General features: G+C 72.0%; 17 protein-coding genes. 8 read left to right on the top strand and 9 right to left on the bottom strand.

Going from position 1 to position 15,867, the window contains the following annotated elements; translation table 11 throughout:
* Position 1: 1 nt before the first annotated feature.
* Positions 2–3,415, bottom strand: a complete 3,414-nt coding sequence (locus WDW90_RS03240; RefSeq protein ID WP_336485826.1) for an acyl-[ACP]--phospholipid O-acyltransferase — start codon at positions 3,413–3,415, stop codon at positions 2–4.
* A 353-nt stretch (positions 3,416–3,768) separates the two neighbouring features.
* Between WDW90_RS03240 and WDW90_RS03235 the strand changes: the two genes are divergently transcribed.
* The 3 genes from WDW90_RS03235 (at position 3,769) to WDW90_RS03225 (ending at position 5,395) form a co-directional block, all read left to right on the top strand.
* Positions 3,769–4,281 (top strand): TetR-like C-terminal domain-containing protein, encoded by a 513-nt coding sequence (locus WDW90_RS03235; RefSeq protein WP_336485991.1) that lies wholly within the window; start codon positions 3,769–3,771, stop codon positions 4,279–4,281.
* An 87-nt stretch (positions 4,282–4,368) separates the two neighbouring features.
* Positions 4,369–4,659 carry a hypothetical protein gene (locus WDW90_RS03230; protein WP_336485825.1) on the top strand — a complete coding sequence of 97 codons (291 nt, stop codon included), beginning with the start codon at positions 4,369–4,371 and terminating at the stop codon, positions 4,657–4,659.
* 178 nt (positions 4,660–4,837) lie between these two features.
* A complete protein-coding gene (locus WDW90_RS03225) occupies positions 4,838–5,395 on the top strand; it encodes a pyridoxamine 5'-phosphate oxidase family protein (RefSeq protein ID WP_336485824.1) in 558 nt (185 codons plus the stop codon).
* Positions 5,396–5,401: 6 nt separating this feature from the next.
* Here WDW90_RS03225 and WDW90_RS03220 read toward each other — a convergent pair whose 3' ends face one another.
* Positions 5,402–6,421, bottom strand: coding sequence for a gamma carbonic anhydrase family protein (locus WDW90_RS03220; protein ID WP_336485823.1), 1,020 nt, complete (start codon positions 6,419–6,421; stop codon positions 5,402–5,404).
* Positions 6,422–6,624: 203 nt separating this feature from the next.
* On the opposite strand from WDW90_RS03220, the gene WDW90_RS03215 reads away from it, so the two are divergent.
* Positions 6,625–7,095, top strand: coding sequence for a molybdenum cofactor biosynthesis protein MoaE (locus WDW90_RS03215; protein WP_336485822.1), 471 nt, complete (start codon positions 6,625–6,627; stop codon positions 7,093–7,095).
* Positions 7,096–7,104: 9 nt separating this feature from the next.
* Positions 7,105–8,346 (top strand): AI-2E family transporter, encoded by a 1,242-nt coding sequence (locus WDW90_RS03210; RefSeq protein WP_336485821.1) that lies wholly within the window; start codon positions 7,105–7,107, stop codon positions 8,344–8,346.
* 15 nt (positions 8,347–8,361) lie between these two features.
* Here the strand turns inward: WDW90_RS03210 and WDW90_RS03205 are convergent, their stop codons facing one another.
* The 6 genes from WDW90_RS03205 to WDW90_RS03180 all read right to left on the bottom strand — a co-directional run bounded on the left by WDW90_RS03205 (position 8,362) and on the right by WDW90_RS03180 (position 11,893).
* Positions 8,362–8,754, bottom strand: coding sequence for an MAPEG family protein (locus WDW90_RS03205; RefSeq protein WP_336485820.1), 393 nt, complete (start codon positions 8,752–8,754; stop codon positions 8,362–8,364).
* A 124-nt stretch (positions 8,755–8,878) separates the two neighbouring features.
* On the bottom strand, positions 8,879–9,973 hold the full coding sequence (locus tag WDW90_RS03200; protein ID WP_336485819.1) for a catalase family protein: 1,095 nt from the start codon (positions 9,971–9,973) through the stop codon (positions 8,879–8,881).
* A gap of 96 nt (positions 9,974–10,069) precedes the next feature.
* Positions 10,070–10,237 (bottom strand): hypothetical protein, encoded by a 168-nt coding sequence (locus WDW90_RS03195; RefSeq protein WP_336485818.1) that lies wholly within the window; start codon positions 10,235–10,237, stop codon positions 10,070–10,072.
* A 19-nt stretch (positions 10,238–10,256) separates the two neighbouring features.
* Complete coding sequence (locus tag WDW90_RS03190) at positions 10,257–10,460, bottom strand: hypothetical protein (protein WP_336485817.1); 204 nt, start codon at positions 10,458–10,460, stop codon at positions 10,257–10,259.
* A 92-nt stretch (positions 10,461–10,552) separates the two neighbouring features.
* Entirely contained in the window at positions 10,553–10,714 is a 162-nt protein-coding gene (locus tag WDW90_RS03185) for a hypothetical protein (protein WP_336485816.1), read from the bottom strand.
* Positions 10,715–11,269: 555 nt separating this feature from the next.
* Complete coding sequence (locus WDW90_RS03180; protein ID WP_336485815.1) at positions 11,270–11,893, bottom strand: DUF2239 family protein; 624 nt, start codon at positions 11,891–11,893, stop codon at positions 11,270–11,272.
* 120 nt (positions 11,894–12,013) lie between these two features.
* Here WDW90_RS03180 and WDW90_RS03175 point away from each other — a divergent pair, with 120 nt between their 5' ends.
* Together WDW90_RS03175 and WDW90_RS03170 are read left to right on the top strand one after the other, a co-directional pair.
* Positions 12,014–12,349, top strand: a complete 336-nt coding sequence (locus tag WDW90_RS03175) for a GIY-YIG nuclease family protein (protein WP_336485814.1) — start codon at positions 12,014–12,016, stop codon at positions 12,347–12,349.
* Between the two features lie 19 nt (positions 12,350–12,368).
* Positions 12,369–13,280 (top strand): alpha/beta fold hydrolase, encoded by a 912-nt coding sequence (locus WDW90_RS03170; RefSeq protein ID WP_336485813.1) that lies wholly within the window; start codon positions 12,369–12,371, stop codon positions 13,278–13,280.
* A 428-nt stretch (positions 13,281–13,708) separates the two neighbouring features.
* On the opposite strand, the gene WDW90_RS03165 is transcribed toward WDW90_RS03170, so the two are convergent.
* On the bottom strand, positions 13,709–14,953 hold the full coding sequence (locus WDW90_RS03165; protein ID WP_336485812.1) for an amidase: 1,245 nt from the start codon (positions 14,951–14,953) through the stop codon (positions 13,709–13,711).
* Between the two features lie 178 nt (positions 14,954–15,131).
* Here WDW90_RS03165 and WDW90_RS03160 point away from each other — a divergent pair, with 178 nt between their 5' ends.
* Positions 15,132–15,842, top strand: a complete 711-nt coding sequence (locus WDW90_RS03160; RefSeq protein WP_336485811.1) for a DUF2270 domain-containing protein — start codon at positions 15,132–15,134, stop codon at positions 15,840–15,842.
* Positions 15,843–15,867 lie beyond the last annotated feature (25 nt).

Raw genomic sequence — 15,867 nt, 5'->3', positions numbered from 1 at the left:
CTCACGCCGCCTCGACCGCCTCCGCCCGCTCGCGGGCGAGCCGCGCGACGCCGACCTGGTCGACCTTGCCGGTGCCGAGCATCGGGATGCGCTCCAGCACCACCACCTCGGCGGGGATCGCGATCTCGGTGGCGCCGCGGCCGCGCGCGAAGGCCTGGTACTCGGCCCGTGTCGCCCCCTTCCGCTCGGTGAACAGGATGAGCCGCTCGCCCTTGCGGGCATCCGGCACCGCCGCCGCCGCGCTGGGGGCGTCCGGCCAGAGGTCGGCGGCGAGCGCCTCGATCCCGGCGAGCGAGACCATCTCGCCGGCGACCTTGGCGAAGCGCTTGGCCCGCCCCCTGATGGCGATGAAGCCCGCCTCGTCGATCGCCACGATGTCGCCGGTATCGTGCCAGCCGGCCTCCGGCGGCTCCAGCACGCCGGGCTTCTCCGCCCGGAGGTAGCCCAGCATGACGTTCGGGCCCCGCACGAACAGGCGGCCGCCCGTCTCGATCCCGGGCACGGGCTCGAGCCGCGCCTCCATGCCGGGCATCAGCCGGCCGACCGTGCCGAAGCGGTTGAACATCGGGGTGTTGAGCGCGAGCACCGGCCCGCACTCGGTGACGCCGTAGCCCTCGAGGATGCGCAGCCCGAACTTCTCCGCCCAGACGCGCCGGGTCGAATCCTTCACGGCCTCGGCCCCGGCCAGCACGTAGCGCAGCGAGCGCAGGTCGTAGGCGTGGGCGGCGCGCGCGTAGCCGGCCAGGAACGTGTCGGTGCCGAACAGGATGGTGCTGTTCGAGCCGTAGATCAGCTCCGGCACGATCCGGTAGTGCAGGGGCGAGGGGTAGAGATAGACCGGCACGCCCGAGACCAGCGGCAGGACGAGCCCGACCGTCAGCCCGAAGGCGTGGAAGACGGGCAGCACGTTGAAGACCTTGTCGGTGCGGCCGAAATCGATGCGGGCGGCGGCCTGCGCGGTGTTGGCCAGCATGTTGCGGTTGGCGAGCACCACGCCCTTCGGGGTGCCCTCGGAGCCGGAGGTGAACAGGATCGCGGCGGGGTCGCCGCCCCGGCGCGCCACGAGGGGCTTGCGGGGCGCCAGGAACCCCCGGACCTTGTCGGCGAGGCTCACCGAGGCGCGCACGTCCTCGAGATAGACGAGGTCGACGGCCCCGCGGATCGCCTCGACGAGGGGTCCGAGCCGGCCCTTCTCGATGAAGGCGCGGGAGGTCAGGATCGTGCGGATCTCGGCCGTCCGGCAGGCGGAGAGCACGTTGGCGGGGCCGGCCGAGAAGTTGATCATGGCGGGCACCCGCCCCGCCGAGGCCAGCGCGAAGAAGGTGACGGCCGCGCCGTTGGCGTTCGGCAGCATCACCCCGACGGGCCTGCCGGCCTCGGCGAGCGGCATCAGCTTGCGGGCCAGGATGTTGGCGCCCGTCACGAGGCGGCCGTAGGAGAGCCTGCCGGTGACCGGGTCCTCCAGCGCCATGCGGCGCCAGCCGTGGCGCTCGCCCGCCTCGATCAGGGCCTCCATCAGGCCGCGCTCGATGTCGGTGGTGCGGAAGACGAGGTCCGACATGATGCCGTAGAGGGCCGCCCCCGCCGCCTGGCGCCGCGCCTTGCCCTTCAGCTCGGGCGCGACCGAGAGCCTCACCGGCTCCAGCACCGTCACGGTCACCTTCGGCCACCAGCGGCGGCGCACCTGGGCGCGGGACAGGCGCGAGAAGGCGGTCTGCTCCAGCCCCTCGATGCGCACCGGCACCACCATGGCGCCCGACTTGTCGGCGATGAGGCCGGCACCGTCGTAGACCTTCATCAGGCTCCCGGTCACGGTAAGCCGCCCCTCGGGGAAGATGATCAGCGTCTCGCCGCTCCGGACCGCGTTGATCAGCGTGCGGGTGGCGAGCGGCCGCGTCGGGTCGAGCGGCATCGCCTTGGTGACCTTGAGGAACGGCCTCACCCACCAGCGTTGCGCGATGCCGTGGTCGATCGCGAAGACAGGCTCCTGCTCGAGGAGCGAGAGGGCGAGCGGCGCATCGAGGAAGGAGACGTGATTGAGCGCCACGATGGCGTTCGGGCCCGCCTTCTCGACATTCTCCAGACCGCGCACCTCGAGTCGGTAGAAGGCCCGGAACAGGATCGACAGGAAGTCGCGGAACGGGCTCGTCGGCAGAGTGGCGAGGATCACCGCGCCGACGACCAGGTTGAGCACGGCCACGAGGGCCAGCAGCGCGGCCATCGAGAGGCCCGCCCCCTGGAGCGCGGCGAGCGCCAGCGTGCCCGCCACCATGAAGGCGGCGGTGAGCACGTTGACGGCGCCGATCACCCGGGCGCGCTTGGCCTTCTCGGTCCAGGCCTGCACCGCCGCGAAGGAGGGCACGATGTAGAGGCCGCCCGCCACCGCGAGGCCGAAGAAGTCGAGGCCGACGCGCAAGCCCGTGCCGCTGCCGAGGAACTCGGCCGCGCCGATCATCGGCCCGGAGACCGGCGGAAGCTGCGACACCGTCCAGGCGAGATCGAGGCCGAACAGGCCCATCAGCACCGCGCCGACCGGCGTCGGCAGCAGAACGATGCGCCCGCTCGCGAGCCAGGAGGCCAGGCCCGAGCCCAGCGCGATGCCGACCGAGAAGGTGGCGAGCAGGAGCGTCACCACGGTCTCGGAGCCGTTGAGCCCGGTCTTGACCAGGACGGGGAGCAGCGACAGCACCACCGCGCCGACCAGCCAGAACCAGCTCACGATCACCGAGCCGCGCCACAGGCGCGTATCCGCCCAGAGGTCGCGCAGCAGCGCGAGCGTCGAGCGGGCGACGTTCGGGTCGACCCTGAGGTCGGGCGCGCCCTCGCCGGTCCGCGGGATCAGCCGGGCCGAGAGCCAGCACAGCACGGCGAAGCCCATGATCAGGCCGCCGAAGGCCACGGCGTCGCCGCCGGCCGCCATGGCGAGGCCCGCCACGATGGTGCCGAGCAGGATCGCCAGGAAGGTCGCGGCCTCGACCAGCGCGTTGCCGGCCGGAAGCTCCTCGCGGCGGAGATGGTCGGGCAGGATGCCGTACTTGATCGGCCCGAACAGGGCCGCGATCGTGCCGAACAGGCCGAGCGCCACGAACAGGGCCGGCACGGAGTGGAACAGGAAGCCGATGACGGCCATGCCGGCGGCGAAGATCTCGGCGAATTTCAGCCGCCTGGCGACCACGGCCTTGTCGTAGCGGTCGGCGAGCTGGCCGCCGAGGCCCGACAGGATGAAGAACGGCCCGATGAAGACCGCGCTCGCCAGCGTGATCAGCACGCCGGAATTCGCGTGGTCCCCCTGCCCGACCTTGAACAGGATCAGGAAGGCGAGCGCGTTCTTCAGGAAGTTGTCGTTGAAGGCCGAGAAGAACTGGCACCAGAACAGCGGCGCGAATCGGCGCGCCGTCATCAGCGAACGGAACATGGCTGCCCTCCACGGCGTGACGCATGACTGCCCGCCGATCGGTGAACCGTCAATTCCGGCCCCCGCGCCCGGCGCGGCGTCCGAATTTGAACGATGTGCAAAAGCTAGGTCCGGGCGCATCCGGCCGCAAGCTTGATTTTGCACGTCGTGCAATCTAAGCCGGCGGGCGGGTGTGGCCGCGCACGTCGGCCCGGGTGCCGGGCCAGAATGCCGGGGAAAGGTGGCAGGATCAGGTGAAGCGACCCTCCCGATCCGGCCCCGGATCTGCCGCCGGACCCCACGCCGCCGGCCCCCGCGGCGAGCACGACCGCGAGGGCTTCCTCGCCCTCGTCACGCGGGCCGCGGAGGAGATCGTGCGCGCGGACGGCCTGCGCGCGCTCGGCATGCGCCGGCTCGCGGCCGCGATCGGCTACGCGCCGAACTCGATCTACAACGCGGTCGGCGACCTCGACCAAGTGGTGCTGCGGGTCAATGCCGGCACCTTCCGGCGCCTGCGCGCCGCGCTCGCGCGGGCGACGCGCCCCGAGGCCGCGCCGCGCGAGAACGCGCTGGCGCTGGCGGATGCCTATCTCGCCTTCGTGGCCGCGGACCCCGCCCTGTGGAGCCTCGTCTCGGACTACGCGACGGCGCCGGGCGCGGCCTTCCCGGACTGGTACGCGGACGCGCTCGCCGAGCCGCTCGCGGCGGTCGACGCGGTGCTCGCCCCCCTCCTGCCGGAGCCGGCCGAGCGCCGCCAGGCGGTCGCCGCCCTCTGGGCGGCCCTGCACGGGCTCGCGGCCTTGTCGACCTCCCGCAAGCTCGCCATGCTGACCCCGGAGCCGCCCGAGGCGCTCGCCCGGATGCTGGTCGGGCGGTTCCTGGGATAGGATCGATCGTTCGCCGAGGCCGCGGCCGTTGAACGGGAACCGCGCATCCTGCATCGTCGGTTCGGCGGGTCGAAGGAGGGCGTTTCCATGGAGCGCGGTCACGAAGCGTCGCGTGACGCGGACGAAATCCGCGAGGAGGCCGTCCGCGCGGCCGTCGACGCCCTTCGCGATCTCAGGGGGGCGGGCGTGAGCACGGCCATTGAGCGGGAAGCCGAGGCGCTCGCCAGCGCCCTCGATGCCGAAGCTTCGTCCGATCCGGCGCGCCGCTCCGCGCGCAAACCGCGCCGCTTCGGCGCCTTCGCGGGCAAGTTCAGGATCGGTCCGGAATTCTTCGAGCCTCTCTCCGAGGAGGAGCGCCGCGCCTGGGGCGAGGCGTGAGGCTGCTCCTCGATACGCACGCGCTGATCTGGTTTGCAGCCGGCGATCCGAACCTGCCGCGGCCGGTCCGGGATGCGATCGAGGATCCAGAGAACGAGATCTTCGTGAGCGCGGCATCGTGCGCCTTTGGGCCGCACCCGTGTAGAGGAGCCGCGGCGAGCCCGCCCGGACGATTTCCATGGCCAAGCAATTCCCCAGCCTCGACGCGCGCCTGAGCGACTTCATCGCCCGCCAGCGCGTCTTCTTCACGGCCTCGGCGGCGCCGGGCGCGCGGGTGAACGTCTCACCGCGCAGCACCGAGGCGCTCAGGGTCCTCGGCCCCGACGCGGTCGCGTATCTCGACCGGACCGGCAGCGGCAACGAGACGGCCGCGCACCTGAAGGCCGACGGCCGGCTGACGATCATGCTCTGCGCCTTCGAGGGCCTGCCGATGATCCTGCGGCTCTACGGGCGCGGCACCGTGCTGGCCCGCGGCGGGGCGGGATACCGCTCGCTCCTCGGGACGGCGTTCGGGGGCGCCGAGCCGCCGGGTGCGCGCCAGATCGTGCGGCTCGACATCGACCTCGTGCAGACCTCGTGCGGCTACGCCGTGCCGCTGTTCGACTACCGCGACGAGCGGGACAACCTCGACCGCTGGGCCGCCGCCAAGGGCGAGGCGGGGCTCGACGCGTATCGGCGCGAGAAGAACGTCGCGAGCCTGGACGGCCTGCCGACCGGCCTGTTCGACGAGGCCTGAGACCGGTCAGGGATTCTCCGCCTGCAGCCGCCTGTAGGCGCGGCCGTGCTCGCAATAGCCCTCGACGATGCGGCTCATCATGGCCCGCTTCTCGGAATCGAGGGGGCCGAGGATGCGGGCCGGGCGCCCGCCCCAGAGATGACCGCCCGCGAGGAGCTGGCCGGGATCGGTGGTGGCGCCGGCCGCCAGCATGACGTCGTCGGCGATGACGGTGCCGGGCGCGATGGCGCAGCCGATGCCGATCAGGCTGCGGGCGCCGATGCGGCAATCGCCCATGCGCACGTTGTGGCCGATCGTGGTGTCGCGCCCGATCACGATGCCCTCGCCCCGGCTGCGCAGCACCGAATTGTCCTGGATGTTGGTGTCCGCGCCCACCACGATCGGCCCGACCTCGGCGCCGAGCTCGCAGGAGAACAGCACGGTGGAGCCCGCGCCCAGCGCGATGCGCCCGCGCAGCCGCGCCGTGCGGGCGACGAAGACGCTCTCCTCCACGTCCGGCTCGTCCGCGGGGGGCACCGGGCCGCCGTCGCCCGCCGCCTCGCGCAGGCGCTCGGCGCGCTCGGCGACCTCCTCCGGGCCGATCGGCCGCTGCGCCTTGGCGGGGCTTCCCGCGTAGACGAAGCCGCCGGGCAGCTGGGCGCGCGGGAAGACGGTGGAGCCCGCCTCGATCACGACGCCGTCCTCCACCTGGGCGCCGTCGAGGATCACCACGTCGTCCTCGATCACCACGTCGGAGCCGACCGTGCAGGCATGCACCACCGCGTTGCGCCCGACCGTGACCCGGTCGCCGACCTGCGTGCCGTGCGTGAAGGTCGCGATGTGCACGGTGGAGCGGTGGCCGAGCCAGAAGCGGTCGCCGAGCGTCACGCTCTGGCCGTCGGCGCGGATCACCGCGTCGTCGCCGATCCAGGCCTGGGCCCCCAGCGTGGCCGCGCCGATCACGGTGCTGCCCCGCCCGCACCAGACCGGCCGGGAGGCGAATTGCGGCAGCAGGCCGTCATGGGGCAGGATCAGGTCGGGCGTCACCGGGTGGTCCTTCGTCTGCGGCCCGCCCCGGCGGGTCCGGTACGCGGGATGCCTTCGGGCCGGATCCCGCCCGTGGGGCGCAGGCCTTGAGTCGCAACGCCCTATAGGCGCATGCGGGTGGGGTCCGAGTCGAGCGAGACTTACCGGCGAACGCGTACCCTTGTCACCCGGCCCGCGTCGCGCCCGCAGCCTCCGGAGGTCCCTTGCCGAATCCCGTCGCAGCCCCGCCCGTCAGCATCCAGGCCGAGCCCTTCGACGTGGCGGCCGAGATCGCGCGCCTCTCGGACGAGACGCGGGGGCAGGCCGGGGCAGTCGTGACCTTCACGGGCCTGTGCCGGGACGAGGGCGGACGCCTCGCCGGGCTCGAGCTCGAGCATTATCCCGGCATGGCCGAGGCCGAGATCGGCCGCGTCGTCGCCGAGGCCCGGGCCCGCTGGCCGCTTTCCGGGGTGCGGGTGATCCACCGGCACGGGCTCGTGGCGCCGGGCGACGGGATCGTTCTGGTGCTGGCGGCCTCCGCCCACCGCACGGCCGCCTTCGAGGCGGCGAGCTTCCTGATGGACTACCTGAAGACCCGCGCCCCCTTCTGGAAGCGCGAGCATCTCGCCGACGGCACGGTCGGCGGCTGGGTCGAGGCGGCGGCCGCCGACGATTCGGCCGCCGGGCGCTGGTGAGGCGGCCCCATGCTGCACCAGCCCCCCCGCCCCGCCGACCGGCGGACCGACCCCCGCGCGCTGGCGCTCGCCGGCATCGCCGTGGTGGCCTTCGCGGCGCTGCTGGCGCTCGCCTGGATCTCGGCGGCGACGCTGCTCCTCATCTTCGCGGGCGCGCTGCTCGGCGTCTTCCTCGACGGGCTGACCCGCGGGCTCGGCCACCTGCTGCCGCTGCCGCGCGCGGTCCGGCTCGGCCTCGCGAGCCTGATGCTGGCCGGGGCCATGATCGGGCTCGTGGCCTTCGGGGGCGCCACGGTGGCGGGCCAGGCCCGCGACCTCGGGCAGACCATCCGCCAGCAATCGGGCACGGTGAGCGGCTGGCTGACGAGCCACGGGATCGACGTGCCGCTCCTCAGCGCGGTGGAGGGCGCCGGGCAAGGGCAGGATCGGGGGCAGGGGCAAGGGCAGGGGCAAGAACCCGGGCAAGAACCCGGGCAAGAACCCGGGCAAGCGTCCGGGCAGGCTGCCGGCCCGCGCCGGGACAGCGGCAAGGAGGGCGACCTCGCCCGGACGTCCGGCGGGCTCGCGGGCCTCGCCTCGGGCGTCCTCAGGAGCCCCGGCGCGCTCCTGTCGGATGCCGGCAGCGTGCTGGGGCCGGCCGCGAGCGTGATGCTCGGCCTGTTCGACGCGGTGGGCAATCTCCTGGTCATCGTGTTCCTGGGCGTCGCCTTCGCGGCCGACCCGGCAAGCTACCGCGACGGGGCGCTCCGCTTCGTGCCGCCGCGCCAGCGCCCGCGCGGCGCCAAGGTGCTGGACGGCCTGGGCGAGACCCTGCGGCACTGGCTGTTCGGCCAGCTCATCACCATGGCGGTGATCTTCCTGTGCACCTGGGGCGGGCTGACGCTCATGGGTCTCGGTAGCGCGCTGATCCTCGGCCTGCAGGCGGGCCTGCTCGCCTTCATCCCGACCATCGGGCCGCTGGTGGCGGGCGTGATCATCCTGCTGGCGAGCCTCGCCTCGGGCCCGACCGCCATGCTCGGCGCGCTCGGCGTCTACCTGGCGGTGCAGACGCTGGAGAGCTACGTGCTGACGCCCTTCATCCAGAAGCGGGCCCTCGACATCCCGCCGGCCACGATCTTCGCCGGCCAGCTCCTGCTCGGCGTGCTGTTCGGCCTCTGGGGCATCGCGCTGGCCCTGCCGCTGCTCGCCGTGATGAAGGTGCTCCTCGAGCAGCTCTACGTGGAGGAGGCGCTCGGCGAGGAGGCGCGCTGAGGCGCCCGCCCGGCGTCACCGCAGCAGCAGAGCGAGTGCCGCCACCGCGATCACCCCGAAGGTCGCCACGATGCCGCCGCCCCGGCAGGCGAATTGCTGGGGCGAGTTCTTCGGCGCCAGCATCCCGAACGGGTGCATCAGGCGCGCCGCGAGGAGGACGAGAAGCAGCGCGCGCACGAGCACGGGCCCGCCGCCGCCGGCCTCCAGCAGCGCGACGAGGAGGAGCGCCAGGGGCACGTACTCGCCGAAATTGCCCTGGATGCGGATGCGCTTCTCGAGATCCGGGTCGCCGCCGGCCCCGTGCAGCACGTCGGCCGAGAGGCGGGTCGCCACCACCCAGCCCGACAGGCCGAGATACAGGAGCGCGAGAAGGCCGGCGTAGAACGCCGTGATGGCCGGAAACGTCATGGAGATCCCCCGAGATGGCCGAGAGCGCTCCGCGAGGCCGAAGCGGATGCCCGTTCGGCCTCGCGGAGCGCGTGAGAGCAGGAACCGGGAGACGCGGCCCGACATGGTCGGGCCGCGTCTCCCGTCAGTCCGCGAGCGGCGGCAGGCGCGCCGGCTCTTGGATCGGGCAGCCGTTGCGCTCGGCGCGGAAGCCCGAGGATTTCGGGTAGACGGCGCGGCGCGCCCGCATGATCGAGCCGAGCGGCCGGTGCGCGGCGAGCCCCTGCCAGGGGCTGAAGGCGAGGCCGTCGTCGAGGGCCTTCACGCGCGCCTCGCCCCAGGCCGACTGGCGCGGCACGGTGATGCGCGCGACCGCCACGTAGGGGCTCTCCGCCTCCGGCCAGGGCACGGAGGCGTCCTCGACCGGCATGGTCTCGCGGTTGGTGAGGAGCTGCGCGCGCAGCTCCCACACGCCCGCGTGCTCGGCGAAGAACCGGCTCACCGCCTCGCGCAGCCCGTTCGGCTTGCCGTTCACGTTGAGCGCCGCGCCCGTCAGCGCCGTCAGTTCCGGCGAGACCGGCGCCACCGCGACCTTGGCGACGTAGTCGCCCCAGCGCAGCGGCACCTGGCTGTAGAAGGTCTCGCCGAGGATATGGGTCTCCGGGTGGCCGCCGAGGGCGATCACGGTCGGGCTCTTGGTGCCGAGGGCCTCGAGCACGGTCTCGACGCCCCGGAGCGTGGCCGAGAACGCCTTCTTGAAGATCTGCGGCGTGTCGGTGGTGGCGGCCAGGAGCTTCAGGCTCTTCAGGAAGGCCCGGGCGTCCGGCGCCACGAAGGCCGGGGCGTCGGCCATCACGAAATCCTGCGTCGCGCCCTCGGCGCCGGCCAAGCGCTCGCCCGCGACGCCGAGGATCTTGAGGGCGAGGCCCCGCGGGGTCGAGACGCTGTCGTCGAGGATGTCGCCGGGATTGGTCGAGAGCCGCAGCACCACGTCGTGCGTGCCGGGCGTCGCGAAGGCGCCCTGCGCGAGCGGGCCCGGCAAGCCGGGCAGGATTTCGAGCCGGCCCGTCAGCAGCCCGTGCCCCTTGGCGTGCACGCCGCGCACGGCGTGGCCGTAATCCTTGAAGGTGGTGCCCTGGATCTTGGCGAACTGCTCGATCATCCCGGCCTGGACCTCGTCCTCGTCGGGCCGGATGTCTTCGAGGTCGGGGGCGTAGCGGATCGGCTGGGCGGACGTCACGGGCGGCTCCGGGCATGGCGGGCCCGGGACGGGGCCCGACAGGGGCCTAACGGGCGGCGAGCGGAGCCGTTCCCAGGGCGGGCGGGCCGGAGCCGTTCAGTACGTGGCGATCTCGCTGAACGGATCGGCCGCGGCCGACGTGTCGGTGAGGGCCGGCTCCGCGAGGGTCAGCGCCATCAGCGCGAGGCCGGCGGCGAGGATGGCCAGGAGGATGGCCCTGTCCGATCGTCCCTCCGGCCTGCGGGCCGGCAATGTGGTCGGCATGGCGGTCGGCCCTCCGAGATCAGGGCTGCGTGCCCGCGGGCCGCGCCGCGGCCGGTCCGGCCTCGGCCGCCGCATCGAGGGGGCAGCCCAGTTCGTAGCGCTCGTAGTCGGAATTGGCGTCCGCGCAATCCTGCCCGGCGGCAGCGGCGATGTCGCCGGCGTTCGCCGCGCCCGCCGCGAGGGTCAGGAGCGCGGCGAGCACGAGGGTGGCCATCGAGGACATGGTGGGTTTCCTGTGTGCGTGACCGTGTTGGAAGGCGCTTCTCCGGACGGAGCCGTCCCGGAGATCTCGCGGAACGCGTCTCGTCGCCGCGATCAATCGAGTGCCGCGAGCTGGACGATGTCCGGATCCTGGATGTCGATGAGGCTCGCGAGCGTCATGCCATGGCTCGCCATCTGGAACTGGCCCAGCATCATGGCAGCGGCCAACAGGCCCCAGATGGCAACGAACAGGAAAGGCGGTCGATCAGCGTGCATGGGACCCACTCCATCCGGGAGATGTGTCCAAGATCGTACCGTGGCCGCAGCCGCCGACGTCATCCAAATAGGGTACGCGCCGATCAATATTGCATTCCGCACGATGAAACTTGCATTCCCGCAACGCGATCGGGGCTCAAGATCTTGAACTTTCTGGCCGAATGGGAGCGCGTGGCCTTCGAATTCTAAGCCGTCGCGGCGCCCGTGGCGCGGGCGAGCTGGACGATTGTCCCCCATCCTCCGCAGGGCGGCCATCCTCCGCAGGGCGACGGCCTTTCGCGATCATCGTCTCCCTGTCCTGCCGCGGCCGGCCCGGACCCTGGCGGTCCATGTCTGCCGGTTGGCACCCGCACCGATGGCCCAGACTGGCTCGCAGACGTGCGACGGCTCGCGGGCGAACAGCCGGAAGGCGCCTGGAGCGGAAATCGGCCTCGCAGGACCTGAACCGCCGCTTTCGACCTAAAGCGGGCCCTGCGGAGGCCCGCTTCCGGGCTGCTTGGTGAAACGGAGTCGTACGACTGAAACGGGTGGCTACCGTGCCCCCGGCTCCGCTCCTTAAGCGGCTTGAAGTGAACCTGAGTCAGTTGCCAGCTTCAAAGCATGGCGTCTCACGTCCGGCGGCCAAGCGTTCATGTGGTCGGCAAAGTCCTGTTCCTCGCCCGCGAACAAGGATCGGATAGCATCCTCGAAGCCGGGAAGGTCACCGGCCATCGCGGTCAGAAAGCGGTAGGCGGATTCGCGCGCGGCCTTGGCTTGGGTCTGGCCGCCATCGGAACGGCGAGCCTCGTCAACAAGACGCCGCAAGGCCTGTGACGCCCCGCCGGGCTGCGCGGAGAGCCATTCCCAGTGTCGGGGAAGCAGCGTGACCTCCCGGGCAACGACGCCCAGTTTCGGTCGCCCACGCCCACGAGGCTCCGCATCGGTGTCCGAAGCCGTTCGCGGCCTTGCCGGTGCCTCACGCTTCCCCCGCTCGCCGAGGCGGACCACGATGTCGGCGGTCGTGCCTCGCAGGTCCAGATCCACGACGGAGCCTGAAGCATCATCGAAGACGAGAACGGACGCGTCTCGCCCTTCGCCCTCGGCGGCCTTGATCGCCAAAGCCACGTCGACCAGCGACCCAGCTGCAAATTGCTCCGTGCCAGCGAAAGCGGTGCACGGCTTGGACAGGTAATCGGACATGGGCCCTCCACTCCACATTATTTACCCGGCCAGAAATACGCAGGTCAATATCACCCGGGCGATATTGCGTTTCTGGGCTGCTTCGGCTAGTGGTCGCCGCCGTCAGGAGGCGCTCACGTCATGAAACGCGAGGATCGGAAGGCAGCCGTCGCTGCCTATCGGAAACGAGAGGTCGCGACTGGCATCTACGCCGTCCGCTGCGTGCCGACCGGAGCGGTCTGGGTCGGCCAAGCTCCCAACCTGTCCACGATCCAGAACAGGCTGTGGTTCACCCTGCGGCTCGGAAACAACACGCATCGCTCGCTCCAGGACGCGTGGCGTGCCGAGGGGGCGGAGGCATTCACCTACGAGATCCTTGAGCGTCTCGAAGAAGAGGAGATCGACTATGTCCGCGACCGCCTCCTGCAGGAGCGCCTCATGCACTGGGCGGAAAAGCTTCAGGCTACTCGGATCTGACAGCTAGACGCGGACGACGATGAGACGCCTGAGCAGCAACGGTATCACGCTCGCCTACGACAGCTTCGGCGAGGAAGCGGCGGAAGCAATTCTGCTCATCTCCGGACTGGGGACGCAGATGATCCGCTGGGCAGATCCCTTTTGCTGGGAGCTGGCTGCGCCGGGTTATCGCGTCATCCGGTTCGACAATCGAGATACCGGGCATTCGACCTCCTTCGCCCGGCACGGAGCCGTGGATTTCGAAACGTTGGTGTCCCTTCTCATGGCGGGGCAGCGGCCACCTGTGCCCTACACGCTTGCCGACATGACCGGGGATGCAATTGGCCTACTCGATGCCCTTTCCATCCCGCAGGCCCACGTTGTTGGGCGTTCGATGGGAGGGATGATCGCCCAGGCGATGGCAAGCGAGCGCCCGTCCCGTGTTCTGTCGCTCACCTCGATCATGTCGGCCACGGGCAACCCGGGCATGCCGTCGGCAGAGCCCGACGTTATGACAATGATGAGGCGCCCCGCTCCCGATCCCGTCTCGGACGAAGCCGGTTTCCTCGATCACGGCGTAGCCTTCGCACGGCGCATCGCGGGCACCGTTTATCCGTTCGACGAAGAGGCCTGCCGTGCTCTTCTCCGGGAGGAAGTCCGGCGTGGCCATGCACCGGGCGGATTTAGCCGGCAGCTCGCGGCCATCGCCCTGGCCGGCGACCGTCGGCCACGGCTGGCGGCGATCAAGGCGCCGACACTCGTCATTCACGGGACGGCCGACCCTCTTTTCCCCCCTGCCTGCGGTCAGGATACCGCAGCCGCAATCCCGAATGCCGAGATGATGTTGATCGAGGGGATGGGACACGATCTGCCCACATGGCTCTTCCGCACGGTAGCCCGGGCCATCGACCGAACCGCGCGCCGGCCGCGGCCGTCAATGCCGGGAGCGTAGGAACTCACCTGCGCCCGCGAGAGGGCTCGGCGTCCACTTCCGGGAAAGCCACCTCTCAGCCCCGATGGCACTCAAGCGCCGGAGGCGGAACGTCCGCTTCCGGTCGAGATGCCAGGGTTCGCTTCCCACCCATTGCGGACCTTCATGGCCGGCCGTCCCAACGCCCGCTCAGGGTCGGACGCGCCGGCGCGACGAGCATGCACAGAGCGTCCGAGCTGGGTTGCGAGCGGTCTCCGGACGGGTGCCGAGTGCCGGGCTTCGACCACGCGAAACGCCATGGCGGCCAGAGCTGTGCGCCCGCGGCGGTTCCGGTTCCGGATCCGAGTTCCGCTCGCGCGGCCCCGGGATGACGGCCCGCAGGTCGGCGTCCGGACGACGCTGCCGGATGGGCGGAGAACCGGAACGTCCCCGCTACGCGGCGGCGTGCATCACCGGCTCGGATCGGCCAGCGCCGCCTCGATCATCCGGGCCGCCGCGAGCGCCCGCCCGTCATCCCCGAACCGGGCGATGACCTGCACGCCGAGCGGCGCGCCCTCGCCCGGCACCGGCAGGTTCACGCAGGGCACGCCCATCAGGGTCCAGAGCCGGTTGAAGCGCGGGTCGCCCGTCGAGGCGAGGCCCTCGGGAGCGCGGCCAGGCGCCGAGACGGTGAGCAGCACGTCGACATCCGAGAAGACGTCCTTCAAGGCGCGGCGGGCCTGATGGGCGTGGCGGCGGGCGTCGTCGTAGTCCCGGGCCGTCAGGTCCTGGGCCCGGTCGAGCCGGGCGCCGAGCCCTTCGGAGAGGGCGTCGCGGTGGCTCGCATATTCCCAGGCGAGCGCCTGGCGCGCCTCGTAATCCTGGATGATGCCGTGGCGGGCCCAGGCCCCGGGCAGCGGCTCGGGCAGCGCGAGGTCGCGCACGCTCGCCCCGGCGCGCTCGGCCGCCCGCACGGCCGCGGCGAGCGCCGCCTGCATGTCGGGATCGGGGCTGCCGGCGAAGTCCTGCGCGACGAGGCCGATGCGGGGGCGGCCGGGCTCGGATGCGCCGAGGTCGATCGCCGGCCGGTCGGCGAGCAGCGCCAGGGCGCGCGCGACGTCGCGGATGCCGGCGCCGAACAGGCCGAGCGTGTCGAGCGCCCACGAGAAGGTCTTGACGCCGACCGTCGGCAGCAGCCGGAACGAGGGCTTGATCGCCGCCACCCCGCAGTAGGCGGCCGGTCGGATCACCGAGCCGCCGGTCTGGGTGCCGAGCGCGAGCGGCAGCATGCCGGCCGCCACCGAGGCGGCCGAGCCCGCCGAGGAGCCGCCGGGGGTGCGGCCGGGCGCACGGGGGTTCCGGGTCCGGGTCGGGTCGAGGCTCGCGAAGGGGGAGGTGGTGGTCTTGGCGAGCGGCACCGCGCCGAGCGCCCTCAGCCGCATCACGATCGCGGCGTCGGCCCTCGGGCGCCAGCCCGCGTAGATCGGCGAGCCCATCCCGGTGGGCAGGTCCGCCGTGTCGATGATGTCCTTGACCCCGGCCGCGATGCCGGCGAGCGGCCCCCGCTCGGGGACGAACGGATCCGCCTGGAGGCTCGCCAGCGCGCCGACCTCCGGCTCCCGCGCGGCGATCGCCGCCTCGGCGATTCCGATCGCGGCGGCGGGCGTCAGGGTGCCGGCATCGCGGCGGGCGAGGAGGTCGACGAGGGACAGCATGGCGCCTCCCTCGGGCTCCCGGGGGGCGCTGTCAACTCGGGGCGCGGCCCGGTCCGGCCAGCGTGCCGGACGTTCATGAATTGTCCCGATTCGAGCGGGCCGCGAAATGCAACTGTCGATATAGGCCCGACCGGTCCATGATGGGCGCCCGGTTCCCGGACCGGCCAGGGAGGAGACGATGGAGCACGTGCCGCCGCCGGAGGCCGGCGAGCCCGCGTCGGTGCCGCTGCCGCGCAGCCCCGGCGAGATCATCACGGTGCTCGCCCATTACCACCGGGCCGAGATCAGCCGCATGGCCGGCTGGCGCGACCGCATCGACCGCACCACCAACTGGGCGATCACCGTGATCGCCGCGATGCTGTCGGTCTCGCTCTCGACGCCCTCCGCCCATCACGGCGTCCTGCTCTTCGCGATGCTCCTCGTGATGCTGCTGCTCGCCATCGAGGCCCGCCGCTACCGCTTCTTTGACGTCTACCGGGCACGCGTGCGGCGGCTCGAGCGGCACTATTACGCGGAGGTGTTCGCGCCGCGCCCGGGCGCCCCGGCCGCCTGGACGGGAGAGCTCGGGCAGGACCTGCGCCAGCCCGTCTTCCGCATCGCCCTGGGCGATGCGGTGTCGCGTCGGCTGCGGCGTAACTATTGCTGGATGTTCATGATTCTGCTGCTCGCCTGGGTCCTCAAGATCACCTCGGCCAAGCTCCAGCCGGGCTCGGGCGGGGCCGAGTTCGTGCACGGCCCGGCCGACATCCTGTCGAACGCTGCGCTGGGGCCGCTGCCCGGCGCGCTGGTGCTGGGGTGCGTCGCCGCCTTCTATCTCTGGATCCTCGCCGCCACGCTGCGCTCCTACCGGCGCGACCGCGCGGGCGAGGACGGGCCGGTCCATGTCTGATCCGATACATGTCTGATCCGGTACG

The sequence above is a fragment of the Methylobacterium nigriterrae genome, assembly GCF_037106235.1.
Taxonomy (GTDB): domain Bacteria; phylum Pseudomonadota; class Alphaproteobacteria; order Rhizobiales; family Beijerinckiaceae; genus Methylobacterium; species Methylobacterium nigriterrae.
This window is presented reverse-complemented; position numbering and strand designations above follow the sequence as displayed.